The 12547-nt window shown below is 69.0% G+C and carries 13 protein-coding genes; 4 read left to right on the forward strand and 9 right to left on the reverse strand.

What is annotated here, in order from left to right; translation table 11 throughout:
• The first annotated feature begins 49 nt into the window (after positions 1-49).
• The gene (locus ACWCRA_RS13435) at positions 50-1486 is read left to right on the forward strand and encodes an MFS transporter (RefSeq protein WP_451067551.1); all 1437 of its coding nucleotides are present in this window, start codon (positions 50-52) and stop codon (positions 1484-1486) included.
• A complete protein-coding gene (locus ACWCRA_RS13440; RefSeq protein ID WP_451067552.1) occupies positions 1483-1611 on the forward strand; it encodes a hypothetical protein in 129 nt (42 codons plus the stop codon). The genes ACWCRA_RS13435 and ACWCRA_RS13440 overlap by 4 nt, the downstream gene beginning before the upstream one ends.
• Before the next feature lie 270 nt (positions 1612-1881).
• Here ACWCRA_RS13440 and ACWCRA_RS13445 read toward each other — a convergent pair whose 3' ends face one another.
• Together ACWCRA_RS13445 and ACWCRA_RS13450 are read right to left on the reverse strand one after the other, a co-directional pair.
• The gene (locus ACWCRA_RS13445) at positions 1882-2349 is read right to left on the reverse strand and encodes a VOC family protein (RefSeq protein WP_385921877.1); all 468 of its coding nucleotides are present in this window, start codon (positions 2347-2349) and stop codon (positions 1882-1884) included.
• Between the two features lie 119 nt (positions 2350-2468).
• Positions 2469-2882, reverse strand: coding sequence for a DUF1761 domain-containing protein (locus ACWCRA_RS13450; RefSeq protein WP_385921874.1), 414 nt, complete (start codon positions 2880-2882; stop codon positions 2469-2471).
• A gap of 158 nt (positions 2883-3040) precedes the next feature.
• Here ACWCRA_RS13450 and ACWCRA_RS13455 point away from each other — a divergent pair, with 158 nt between their 5' ends.
• A complete protein-coding gene (locus ACWCRA_RS13455; RefSeq protein ID WP_451067553.1) occupies positions 3041-4045 on the forward strand; it encodes a helix-turn-helix transcriptional regulator in 1005 nt (334 codons plus the stop codon).
• 785 nt (positions 4046-4830) lie between these two features.
• Here the strand turns inward: ACWCRA_RS13455 and ACWCRA_RS13460 are convergent.
• Positions 4831-5772, reverse strand: coding sequence for a VOC family protein (locus tag ACWCRA_RS13460; protein WP_451067700.1), 942 nt, complete (start codon positions 5770-5772; stop codon positions 4831-4833).
• Entirely contained in the window at positions 5766-6929 is a 1164-nt protein-coding gene (locus ACWCRA_RS13465) for an alpha/beta hydrolase family protein (RefSeq protein ID WP_451067554.1), read from the reverse strand. The genes ACWCRA_RS13460 and ACWCRA_RS13465 overlap by 7 nt, the downstream gene beginning before the upstream one ends.
• 83 nt (positions 6930-7012) lie before the next feature.
• Here ACWCRA_RS13465 and ACWCRA_RS13470 point away from each other — a divergent pair, with 83 nt between their 5' ends.
• Positions 7013-7945 (forward strand): LysR family transcriptional regulator, encoded by a 933-nt coding sequence (locus tag ACWCRA_RS13470; RefSeq protein WP_451067555.1) that lies wholly within the window; start codon positions 7013-7015, stop codon positions 7943-7945.
• Positions 7946-7960: 15 nt separating this feature from the next.
• Here ACWCRA_RS13470 and ACWCRA_RS13475 read toward each other — a convergent pair whose 3' ends face one another.
• The 5 genes from ACWCRA_RS13475 to ACWCRA_RS13495 are packed head-to-tail and all read right to left on the reverse strand — an operon-like array spanning position 7961 to position 12185.
• Positions 7961-8791, reverse strand: coding sequence for an SDR family oxidoreductase (locus tag ACWCRA_RS13475; protein ID WP_451067556.1), 831 nt, complete (start codon positions 8789-8791; stop codon positions 7961-7963).
• A 55-nt stretch (positions 8792-8846) separates the two neighbouring features.
• Positions 8847-10058, reverse strand: coding sequence for an NAD(P)/FAD-dependent oxidoreductase (locus tag ACWCRA_RS13480; protein ID WP_451067557.1), 1212 nt, complete (start codon positions 10056-10058; stop codon positions 8847-8849).
• A complete protein-coding gene (locus ACWCRA_RS13485) occupies positions 10055-10273 on the reverse strand; it encodes a ferredoxin (RefSeq protein ID WP_451067558.1) in 219 nt (72 codons plus the stop codon). Before ACWCRA_RS13485 ends, ACWCRA_RS13480 begins: the two co-directional genes overlap by 4 nt.
• Entirely contained in the window at positions 10270-10812 is a 543-nt protein-coding gene (locus tag ACWCRA_RS13490) for an aromatic-ring-hydroxylating dioxygenase subunit beta (protein ID WP_451067559.1), read from the reverse strand. Before ACWCRA_RS13490 ends, ACWCRA_RS13485 begins: the two co-directional genes overlap by 4 nt.
• 2 nt (positions 10813-10814) lie before the next feature.
• Entirely contained in the window at positions 10815-12185 is a 1371-nt protein-coding gene (locus ACWCRA_RS13495; protein WP_451067560.1) for an aromatic ring-hydroxylating oxygenase subunit alpha, read from the reverse strand.
• Between the last annotated feature and the right edge of the window lie 362 nt (positions 12186-12547).

Genomic DNA, 12547 nt, shown 5'->3' on the forward strand with positions numbered 1-12547 from the left:
CCCGCCGGCTGACCCCGCGCCGAAACAGCGGGCAGCTCAGCACCGTTCCGTGACAACTCCGCGCCCGCGCGCGCCCGCCGCACGGGCCGCGCCCCGCAGGGAGCCGGACGCCGCCCGGTCGCTGTGGCGGCACCGGAACTTCCGCCTCTACCTGGCCGGGCAGACCACCAGCGTGGCGGGGAGCTCGATCAGCCAGGTCGCCCTTCCCCTCCTCGCCGTCCTCCACCTCAACGCCGGCACCGCCGAGGTCGCCTTCCTCGCGTTCGCCGGACAGCTCCCGCCCGCGCTGCTCGCCCTGCCCGCCGGGGCCCTCGCCGACCGCTGCTCCCATCGGCGCCAGATGATGGCCGGCGACCTGGTCAGCGCCGCAGCGCTGGCCTGTGTCCCGGTCGCCGCCTCCACCGGCACGCTGACCCTTCCCCTGCTGATGACGGTCGCGGCCGTCCAGGGCGCGGCTCAGGTCGTCCACGACGCGGCGGCCATCAGCTTCCTGCCCGCTCTCGTGGAACGGCGGCTCCTCCAGCTGGGCAACGCCCGGATCGGGGCGGTGTTCGCGGTCGCGGGCGCGGCCGGGAACCACCTCGGCGCCGCCCTCGCCACGTTCGCGGGCCCGGCCCGCGCGCTGACCGGGGACGTCGTGTCCTACCTGGTCAGCATCTGGTGCACCGCGCGTATCCGCAGCCCTGAACCCGTCCGGCGGGCACGAGCCGGCCGGGGGATCACCGCCGAGATCCGCGACGGGCTGCGCTACGTCCGCCGGGACCACACGCTGCTCATCCTCACCCTCGTCAACGCGACCGTCGCCGTCGGCCTCGGCGTCCTGGTCACCCTGTGGCCGCTCTACGCACTGCGGCACCTCGCCATGCCCGGCACGGTGTTCGGGATCATCCTGGGAGCCGGGGCACTCGGCGCCGCGATCGGCGCGCTGCTCGCCCCGTGCCTCGCTGAGCGGTTCGGGCCCGGGTCGATGATGCTCACCGCGCTCGCACTCACCCCCATCGCCCACCTTCCCCTGCTGTGCGCCGGCCCCGGAGCCGGCTGGCAGATCACCCTCGGCATCGCGCAGTTCGTCCAGATGGCCTGCGCGGGCGCGGCCGGGGTGACCCAGCGCACGCTCCGGCAGCTGGTCGCCGAACCCCCAATGCAGGCCCGGATGCAAGCCGTCAGCACCTGGCTCTGCGCGGTCGCCCGCCCTCTTGCCGCGCTGGCCGCGGGCACCCTCGGCACCTGTGCCGGGATCAGGCCCGCGCTCGCCGCCGGAGCGGTTCTGCTCACCGTCCCGTTCCTGATCCTCGCGCGCTCCCCGCTGCGCGGCCTGCGCCGGATGCCCGGCGCCCCCGACCCGACCGATACCCCTTCCTCCCCTGGTGGCGACCTGATGACCAACCCCCTCCCCGTCCACAGTGCGGGAACTGCCGTTCCTTACCCGGCTCCCGCTTCCCGCACCGCTGCGGAGCCCCGCACCGGCCCGGAGTCCACCCCGTGACCGTCGCGCCCGCCGTGGTCGGCGGACACCTCTATCTGGAGCGCGACGGCCTGGTTCTCCTGGGCAGGAGACATCCGACCGCCGCCTTCGGCGCATCGCTGTGGCATGCCCTCGCCGTTCATTAGGCAAGTCGGTTGTCGGAACCGAGGTTGTCGGGGGCGGCGCATTCTGCCTCATTGAGAAGCGGAACCAGCAGACGCGAGAGCAGTGGGTCCGGCAGTGCGTTCTTCTGTCCGCCTGAGGGCGGCGCCACTATCAGCGGCGGTTGCACATACTCGAGGGCAGCCTTCATCCCGCCGCCCGGTGAGCTGGGCCGACGACGTGCCGACTGGCCGCGGGAGCGGGAGTGCATACCAGGCACGGTGACGTGGCATGCACTCCCGGGAAAACGTCTGTCAGCCTGCGGTGTACTCGGCGGCCACGTCGAGGATCCACGTGACCCCGAACTGGTCGGTCAGCATCCCGAAGGCCGGTGCCCACTGCGCGGGCCCGAAGTCCTCGACAACGGTCGCGCCCACGGACAGCTTCTTCCACAGTTCGCCAACCTCCTCCGCGCTCTCCCCGCGGAGGGACATGAAGAACGGCTCTCGGGTGAGCGTCATGCCGTTCTCACGCCGGGTGGTACTGGCCTGCCCGGCCTGGGCACCGGCCTGGGCGGGGATGTCGTACGCCATGATGCCGAAACCGTCGGCGCCGGTGATCTGACCGAAGACGATCTTGCTGGCGTCGGGCAGCTCCTTCGGCATGCCGAAGTCACCGTAGGTGACGGCGGTGAGCCGGCCGCCGAAGACCGAGTGGTAGAACTCCAGCGCCTCGCGGGCGTTGCCCTGGAAGTTGAGGTGGGTGGTGGTGGTGAAAGCCATGGTGACTCCTGTGAGGTGGTGCTGGGTCCCGCGGAATTCCCGCAGGAATATTTCTGCCGTATCTGGCATATTTCGCTAGACGGTGTCCGAGTCGACCGTCGCCGATCTCGTCGGCGCTGTCAGAAGGCCAGCAGGATGGCGCTGACGATCAGACTGCCGATGAGGTTGTAGCCGCCGGAGATCGCCGCGTAGAACAGCGGTCGGGGGAAGTTCGGGTTGATGGCGATGTTGACGGTGTTGGCGGTGAGGTAGCCGAAGCCGACGATGAAGCCGAACAGCATCGCGTCGCCCAGGGTGTCGATCTCCAGCGCGGCCATCATGATCGCGCTGGTGAGTGTGATGACCAGAGAGGTCAGCGCCGGTCCGGCGAAGAACAGCGGCGAGCCTTCCGGCTTGGCCTGAGGATCACGGCCCAGCGACCGGTTGTACGCCCTGGGGAACAGCACGGCGAACCAGACACCGCCGAGCAGGGTGAACGCAATGAAGCCGATCAGGATCCCGACCAGGTTCAGGTCGCCGAGGACATCGAACATGCTGCTGACTCCGTACATGAGTGGGGCGAGTGGGGCCATGGGGGAGGGGGCCCCGCACCGGCGGAATCTCCGTCCATTCACGGGCCGACCGGTTCGAGAACGACACTCTCAGAGGTAGGTGCCAGGTTGTGGCACCTACTCCGGGCAGAATGGACCGTATGCCGAAAACTTCTGCCCGACTGCTGGCTCTGCTGTCACTGCTGCAGGCACGCCGTGACTGGCCCGGCGCCCTGCTGGCCGACCGTCTCGGTATCAGCCTGCGTACCGTGCGCCGTGATGTCGACCGCCTCCGTGAGCTCGGCTACTCCGTCGCCGCGGTGAAGGGACCCGACGGCGGCTACCGGCTCAGCACCGGTACCGAGCTGCCGCCGCTGTTGTTCGACGACGACCAAGCCCTCGCACTCGCCGTCGCCCTGCAGATCACCGCGAGCCGGCCGGACGACACCCTTGCTGAACCTGCCGCGCGGGCACTGAACAGCATCAGCCAGGTCATGCCCGCCCGGCTGCGCCACCGGATCAACGCCCTGCAGGTCACGGCCGTGGAACCGCCTGAAACCCGGCCGCCGGCCACGGTCGACAGCGGTACGCTGTTCACGATCAGCGCCGCCGTCCACGCCTGCGAGATCCTGCGTTTCGACTACGCCAGTGGCGACGGCAACGAGCAGGTAACCGGGAAGCCGCCGCGTCGCGTCGAACCGCATGGTGTTATCACCTGGGCCGGGCGCTGGTACCTCATCGCCTTCGACCTCGACCGGCAGGACTGGCGTACCTTCCGCGCCGACCGGATCACCCCGCGCACTCCCACCGGCCCCCGGTTCACCCGGCGCGAGGTTCCCGGCGGTGATGTCGCCACCTACGCCACCAGCGTCTTCCGCGGCTCCACCGACCACTCCGGGAACTGGCCGTGCCAGGGCACCGTGATCCTCGATCTGGACGCCGCCACAGCGGCGCTCTACACCCGCGAGGGCCTCGTCGAGGACCTCGGGGACGGTCGCTGCCGCCTCACCCTCGGATCCTGGTCCTGGCCCAGCCTCGCCTCGGCTCTTGCCAAATACGATGCCGACATCGAAGTTGTCGGTCCCCCGGAACTCACCGACGCCTTCACTCATCTCGGCAACCGTTTCCTGCGCACTGCAGCAAGATTCACGGCCACGCACCCCTGAGTGCCGAGGCCCTGCCCCTTCCGGCTGGCCTACCGGGGTGTGGCGAACGCGTGGAACCCCATGACGGTTTCGAGTTCTGAATGCTCGCTGGAGCCTGGTTCGGCAGGCGCCACCACCAGATGCACGGAACACGGCGGCGGGAGAGCACCGGCCGGCTGCTGGAGCTTGTCGTGGAAGGGCCCCGCGCGGGGCTCCCAACCGGTGATCGCGATCGCTGCGCCCCTCGTGACGGTGAGGGCATGGTTGCGCCCAGGCGTCCGGCGCCCGTGTCAGCCGGCTCGGCGCCGTCACCGTCGTACGTGTCCGCCGTGGGCAGGTCCGTCAGCCGGTGCCGGCGGCTGCGGAGATCGCTCGCCTCCCAGGGCACGCGTGCCCGGACCAGGTGGCTGAGCCGTCAGCCACGACCGGACTGCGTGCGTCCAGCTGCGTACATGCCGGCGCCAACAGGTCACGGTGGGTTCGCTCTCCGGCGAGCCGGTAGGCGTCAGCAGCCGTTGCCCGGCCCGGCGTACGGCCGTCCGCCGGGGGTGGCGGACGGCCGTAGAAGGGTGGAGTCGTCGCACGGACGGTCGAGGCCCCGCTGGAGGATCGGGATCAGACGCCTTCGGCGTCAACGGCGGCACCATCGCCAGGGCCGTTCATCGACTCCGGCCCTTCTTCGCCGACCACGGCTGCACCGATCGGTCCTCGACGGCCGGGTTCCGCCCACCCGCCGACGTCACCGCGTTCCTCACGAACAGCAACCCTGCAGAGATCAGGTCAGCATGCTGATTCTCCGCGAGCCCTTAGATGGGCGGTGCGATGAAGAGGCCCGGGTCGGGATCGTTGAACTGACGCGATGCGACGAGTTCGTTCATGGGGTTCGCGGTCCCCCACTGATCCGATACGTCTTCGTCGCTCGCGTCGAAGACCGTCGGGTGCCAGGTGTCCTCGTCCACGAGTTCCAGCTCGGTCGTGTACTCGACGGTGTTGCCCACGGGGTCGAGGAAGTAGCTGAAGGTGTTGTCGCCCGCCTTGTGCCGGCCCGGTCCCCAGACCTTCTCGACACCGCCGCGCAGCATGCGGCCGGTGCCCCGCATGTATTCGTCGATGCCCCTCATCTGGAAGGAAGCGTGGTGGAAGGACACGTGCGGCCCTCTGGACACGGCGAAGCTGTGGTGCCACTCGTTGCACCGCAGGAACCACATGAACTCGCCCATGTGCGGCAGGGCCATGGTGTCCGTCAGCCGGAAGCCGAGGTGCCTGATGTACCACGCAACCGTCGCCTCGGGTGTCGGTGAGTTGACCACGAAGTGGGACAGCCGGACCGGGATCGACTCCCGCGCCTCGACTTTGCGATGGGCTCGTGTCCGGACCTCTGCGGAGACCTCGATCACGCGGCCGTCGCAGTCGAAGAACCGGAGCCCGTATCCGCCTCCCGGTGTGTCGAGCGTGCGGGGCTCGTGCACGATCGGGACGCCGCCGCTGGTCAGCTGTGTGGCCAGTTCGTCGATGTCCGACGGCGAGGCGGCGCCGAAGGCGACGAGGTCCAGCCGCTTCGCGTTGTCCCGGCGCAGGCGCATGATGTAGTTCTCGGGAGAGCCTTCGGCTGCCAGGAAATGGACGCCGGAGTCGTCGGCGACTTCGGTCAGCCCCCACGGGCCGCGGTAGAACTCCAGTTGCCTGTCGAAGTCGGGCATCGCGATGTCCACGTGGCGAAGGTGGGTGATGAGGTGCTTGGTCACGATCGCGTTCCCTGGGTAGCGGGGCCGAGGAGGTACGGGGTCAGCCACTGTGCGATGGCGTCTTGGATGGTCTGCATGTCGGCGCCCATGTGGCCGCCCGGGTAGAGCCGGGCGGTCTTGGGATTACCGTGTTCCAGCGCCAGTGCGATGTCCTTCGAGGTGTTCTGGAGGTCGTCCTTGCCGTTCACCAGCAACAGGGGACATGAGGGTTCGTCCATCAGCCCTTGGTCCAGGAGGGAGAGTTCGGGGCACCGGGTGACGTAGTCCTCGAACGTCGAGCCGCCGAAGATGCGTGCGCGCGCCGCCATCAGGTCCATGAGGTAGGAGGAGGCGTTGCGTGACTTCTCCTGCCACGGCCGCTGAAAGGTGAGGTGTACTCCGCCGGCCCAGTTGACGGCGGCGACCAGCCGGTCCCGGTGGGTGTGGGCCAGTTTGTGGGCCCAGTAGCCCCCGAAGGACCCGCCCAGGGCCGCCACGCGGGTTTCGTCCAGCTCGCTGGCTTCGATCCAGTCGAAGACCGGGTCCCACTGGCGCTCCGCGTCCGTGCCGGCCAGGACCGGGGACTCGCCGACGCCGGGCATGTCGACCAGGATGGTGGCGATGCCCCGCTGCCAGTAGGGCCGGCAGAGGAAGAGCACGTCCTCCTTCCATGAGTCGATTCCCGCCCAGATCATGACGACGGGAGGGCGGGCGACCCCGTTCGGCCGTGCTGTGTAGAACGCGACGGTTTCGCCTTCACCGGGTCGGCCGGCGAACGGGACGACCACCCTCTCGACGGGCGGGTCGTCCAGAGCCGCAGCCCGCAGGAAGTACTCCCGTGCCTTGGTGTACGCCGCTTCCTTCGCGGGGTGGTTCGGGACCGGATAGCGGCCCATGAAGGCGAACCGGTAGGCCTGCCTCCAGGAGTCCCGCGCGGTGAGGAGCCGGCCCGCCTCTTCGGCCGCGGCAGCCTCGGCCGCGAACTGCCCGGCCTCTGCCAGCCAGGTGTCGCTCCAGGCGACCGGGTCGATTCCGGGAAGCCTGCCGATGGCTCGTTCGGCGGCTCGCTTGTCGACGAAGCCCAGCGGGTGCCGGCTGGCTTCCAGGTGCCGCCGGAGCCAGTCCCGTGCACCTTCCAGGGTCTGGTCCTGCGGGCCCGCCGCCATGGAAACGTCACTCATGCTTGCCTGCCCTTCATGAAAGTACTGCGATCTGATCAATGAGTTCGCCACCATGAATCGTTTTGATCAATTACTTTGGTGCTGTGAACGACTCCTTCGACCTCCGACGGATCGACCTGAACCTCCTGGTCGCCTTCGAGGCACTCGTCTGCGAACGCAGCGTCACGCGGGCAGCTCAGCGCCTGGGCGTGGGCCAGTCGGCGATGAGCTCGACACTGGCGCGTTTGCGCAAGCTGCTGCATGACCCGGTGCTGGTGCGCAGGGGGCGGGGCCTGGTGGCCACGCCGATGGCGGAGTCGTTGCTGGAGCCGGTGCGCGCCATCCTGGTGGATATCGAGCGGGTTCTGGCCGGACGCACCGAGTTCGATCCGAGGACCGATGCGCGCGCCTTCACCCTGCTGATGACGAACTACCACCTGACGTACTCGTTCCTGCATCCCCTGCTGGTCCGTCTGGAGGCGGAGGCGCCTTTGGTCAGGCTGCATATCGAGCCGCCCGCCGACGACTTCGCCGAGCGGTTGCGGCGCCACGAAGTCGATGTGCTGATCACTCCCGGGGAGAGCTTTCCCGGGCTCCAGCGCATGCCGCACCGGACGCTGTTCACCGACCGCTACGTCGTCGCTGTCGACCGTGACCATCCGGACGTCGGGGACGAGATCACGTACGAGCAGTTCTGCACGCTTCCCTATCTGGCCACCTGGTCGGGCCGGAGCAGATCGCATCTTGAGGCCCAGCTGGACCTGCTGGGGGTGCCCCGCAACGTCGAGATCACGACCGAGTTCGGCATCGCGCCGTTCCTGCTCCGGGGCACCAGACTGATCACCGTCCTTCAGGAGCGGCTGGCCCGCGACCTTGCCGATCAGACCCGTATCAAACTGCTGGAACCCCCGATCGAGCACCTGCAGGCGCTGACGGAGACACTGGTGTGGTCCGAGCGGACCGACCGGGATCCCGCTCACCGCTGGCTCCGGCAGCAGCTGGTCGATCTGGCCGCCGAGATCACCACCGGGCCTTGACGCCGTCCCGGCATCTCAGGCTCCGATTCCCCCGGTCGCGCCGGGAGCGCTGAGGGAAGCCCGGTTGAGGGCTCCCTGCTCGAGCAGCACGGTCTGTCCCGTCACCACGGTGTTGTGGCGCGAGGCGAGAAACGCGTACACCGGCGCGTAGTCCCATGGTGTCGGAAGCTCGCGCATGAGTGTGAGCTTGCGGAACGTGGTGAGCATGGCGTCCTGCGGGATGTCGGACTGCTTGAATCCCTCGAGACCGAGCGACTTGGGCCCCCGGAGCTGGCTCTCGGCGATGGCGCCCGGCGCCACGCCGTTGACCCGCACCCGGGGAGCGAACTCGAACGCCAGCTGCCGCACCGCACTGACAACCGCTCCCTTGGTGGCGGTGTACATCAGGCCGCCGCCGTCGGCGGCGTAGGCGGCCACCGAGGCGGTCAGCACGATGGATCCGTTGCTGGCCTCCAGGAGTTCCACGAAGACCTTGCAGGCCAGAATGTAGCCCAGGACGTTGACGCGGAAGAGCTCGTCGAAGAGAGGGGGGACGCGGTCGAGTGCCACCTCCTTGAGGGGAACCTGGCCGTCGAAGATCCCCTGGGAGCCGACGAGTGCGTCGAGCCGGCCCCAGCGGTCGGTGATCGCCTGGCGGCAGTCCATCAGGTCCTGGGGGTTGGTGACGTCCCCGTGGAACAGCAGGACTTGGTCGCCGAACTCGGCTTCGAGGGTCTTGAGTTTGGTCTCGGAGATCTCGAACACGGCGACGCGGGCGCCTTCGTCGACGAAGTGGCGGGCGATACCCAGGCCCAGGCCTGAGCCGCCGCCGAGGATGAGGACGACGTCCTCGTCGAACATCTTCATGGTCTTCCGTCTCTTTTCGGGTGAGGGTGGGCGTTGGGTGGTGTGTCTGCGGCGGTCAGCCGCGTTGCCGTTGTGCCAGTTCCCGGGCCTGGGACAGCGAGGCGCCGGCGAGGAGCAGCTTGCGGTAGCCGCGCAGGGAACGGTCCCGGCCGCACGCGGTGACGGCGTGCAGGGTTTCGCCGCGGGGTGCGCTGTGCAGGACGACGAACTCCCCGCTGGCCAGGTCGCCCTCGACGGTCTCGTCCCGGTCGCCGCCACGGCGTGTGCCCAGGGAGCGGATGGTGCGCCCGTACTGGACTGTCCAGAATGAGCGCAGGCCGTGATAGGCGGTGTGTTCCCCGCGGGCGGCGTTGAGGCCCACGTTGCGGCCCTGTTCCGCGGCATTGGTCCAGTGCCCGAAGGCGGTTGCCCGGTCGTCTGTGCCTGTGCGTGTCCTGGCCAGGTCGCCCGCGGCCCAGACGCCGGGGACATTCGTGCGGCCGGCGGCGTCACACAGCACGCCGTCTCGCAGTCGCACTCCGGATCCGATGAGCCATTCGTCGCGGGGAACGGCGCCGATCCCGGCCAGGACGATGTCGGTGTCATGGCGGGTTCCGTCGTCGAGGTGAACGCGGTAGGTGCCCGGCCGGCCGGAGACGGCGAGCACTTTCCGGCCCAGGGTCGCGACGACGCCGCGGCTGGTGTGCAGGTCCCACAGCCACCTCGCGACCTCGTCCCCGAAACTGTCCGCCAGAGGGAGGGCCGCGTCGCCGATCACGGTCAGCGCATGTCCCCGGGCGTGGAGAGCCGCTGCGATCTCCAGACCGATCAGGCCCGCGCCGACCAGGGTCACCGGCTGACCGCCGGACACGGTGTCACGCAGACGCGCAAGGTCGTCGACGGTGCGCAGCACCGGCAGCGGCCGTCCGTCCGTGGTGGTCATGATCCGGGCGCGGCTGCCGGTGGCGAGGACCAGGATGTCGTAGGGCAACGCCTCACCCTCGCTGGTCACCACCAGCCGACGGTCGATGTCCAGGCCCCGGGCGGCCTGGCCGAGCCGCACGTCGATGTCTCGCTGCGCCAGGTGCTCCGGCGAGCGCAGGGGGGCCGGTGGACCCGGGTGGGCCGCCATCACTCCTTTGGAGAGCATCGTGCGGTCGTAGGGCTGGTGCTGTTCTTCGCCGAGCACCGTGATGGTGCCCTCCCAACCGCCCTCGCGGAGTCCGTCCGCCGCGGCCAGGCCGGCCGCGGACGCACCCGCGACCACGGCGTTCCGAGGGGTGTTCATGGCGTTTCCGGGGTTCGCAGGGTGATGGCCCGGGCCGGGCATGCACGCGCGGCTTCTTCGACGTCTTCCAGGTCAGGAGCGTCCACGGCCTCGCGCAGGAGCTGGACGGTGGAGCTGCCGGCCGGGACGCTGAAGACGTCGGGGTGGATCGTGACGCAGAGTCCGTACGCCCGGCATCTGCCGGGGTCGACGGCGACGTGGGTTTGCGCGCTCACAGCAGGACTCCGAGGTTCGGTGTGGCCAGGCTGGTCTCGGTGAGGATCACCTCGCGCGAGACCAGCGTGAGGTTGCCTTCCCACCGGCGCAGGATGTCGTTGCGCCGGCAGGGGATGAGGTCGAAGTGCGGGTCGATGCCGCGCTGCCGGTAGAGGAGCAGTGCGCTGGAGACTTCCAGCAGGCCGTGCCACTGTCCGGTGGTGACGGTGACGCTGCCCACCAGCCGCATGGTGCGTGAGGGCGGCACTTCGGAGTAGGCGTGGTTCGTGGCGAGCCGGTTCAGTCGCAGACGGATGTCGGCCTTGGTGTCCCGAAGCCGGAAGGCCTTCCGGTCGACCTCCGCCGATCGTGGCTCGGCGGCCTGCCGAATCGGGATGGTGTAGAGAAGGTCGTCCGCGAGGAGCTTGAACCACTCCTCCTCGCGGCCTTCGTCCAGCAGTCGTGCTTCGGTGGCCAGGAACGTGCACACCGCGGCGTACACATCGCCGTCGACCGTGGTGCCGTTCGCCGAGGTGGGTGAGGAAGCTGCGGCGGTCATCGTCACACCGCCTTCTCGTCGGCGCGCTGGGTCATCACGCGCAGCCAGTTGCGGTAGAAGGCGAGCTGGTTGTGTTCGCCGAAGCCGGTGAGCCTGCGGATGCCCGGTCCCTTCCACAGGGGGTCCGGGGACTGGTCGACCTCGGAGTTGTTGCCCTGCTGGAAGTGGAAGGCCATGCCTTTGCTCCGTGCCCAGGGGCTGGCTCCGGCCCGCGGGGCGCCCTCCCATGCGACGGTGTCGTCCTGTTCCGCGACACCGGCGGAGCCGAAGTGCAGCTGTCCGATGACCGCATCCTGGAGAGCCGAATCGTCGTCCTGGAAGGACCACACGAACTGCCAGCTCCACACTTCGAGTTCACCGGGGCCGATGGGCTGCCACTGCCGGAAGGAGGTGATGACGGACATCCGGCCGGCGCCGTCCACGGCCGCACCCCGGTAGAAGCTGAGGTTGGGGAAGACGGTGCCGACGATCGGGCCGTCGTGTGTGACCACGTGGCGTTGTGTCTCGTCCAGGGCGGAGAGGTCGAAGTGGTCCTTGATCTCCGGCGGGTATCCCCAGAACTCGAAGAAGGGGCCGGATGCCTGCGTCCAGGCGATTCCCATGAACGAGTGACCGTTCTCGAACTGGTACGGCCGGCCGAACTCGCCGCCGGAGTCGAGTCCGCGGGCGATGCCGACCTCCTCCATGCTGCCGTGCAGCGTGGGGACGTGGTAGATGTCCCCGGCGAAGTTCTCAGCGGCCGTTTTCCAGTTGGCCTTGACGCGGTAGCGGTCCGGAGGTCCCGCGACACGCATACCGTCCGGATGCATGCGCAGCAGGGCATCGAGCATCCAGCCGGCGCCTCCCAGGTACTCGTCCAGAGACTCGCCGTGCTCGGCCAGGGAGGCGAAGACAAGCCCGCACCTCGTCTCGACCCGCGGGGCCTTGAGCAGGCCCCACTGCTGCCTGTCCACGGGCTTGCCGTAGGCGCGGTGCATGAAGGGGGTGCCGATCAGTTCGCCGTTGTTGGCGTAGGTCCAGCCGTGGTAGTTGCAGGTGAAGAAACGGGAGTTGCCCTGGTCGGTCTGGCAGACCTGGGTCCCCCGGTGCCGGCAGTAGTTCGACAGCACGTTGATTCCGCCCTGGCCGTCCCGTGTCACGATCACCGGGTCGAGGCCGATGCGGCGCTGGACGAAGTCGCCCGCCTTCGGGATCTCGCTCTCATGAGCGACGAAGACCCAGCTGCCGGCGAAAATGCGTTCGAGTTCCGCCTGGAAGACGCCGGCATCGTTGAAGATCTCGACCGGCAGCAGATCCTCTTCCAGGTCGGCTTCGACCTTGGCGAGGATCTCATGGGTCTGCCCCGGCGGCCGGGCCGCTCCGAGTGCGGTCATCGTTTCCTCCACATGTCCACGGGTGAAGCCGTGGTGTGAATCTAGGCAGCCCGTAGCATCAGGGGAAGCAATCTTTTCCGATCCCAGGCATTGATCAGATCGATTCTCGGCCGGGGGCCGTCCTGGGAACCGAAGACGTTGATCCCGCAGGTGTCCGGCGTGAACACCCTGCCAAGGCAGCGGTCGCCGAGGCCGCCTTGCCTGCGGGCGGATCGGGGTACCGGACACACGGCCCCGGGCCCGGGCCCGGATTTCCGGGTACGGGATCCCGAGCACGGTGCGTTGAGCGGCCCGCGGACTGCTGTTGATCTCCGCTCTGGCTGCCCGGTGGGGCGGCCGGCACACCAGCCGCCCGCCTCGTC

The sequence above is a fragment of the Streptomyces sp. NPDC001889 genome, assembly GCF_053594535.1.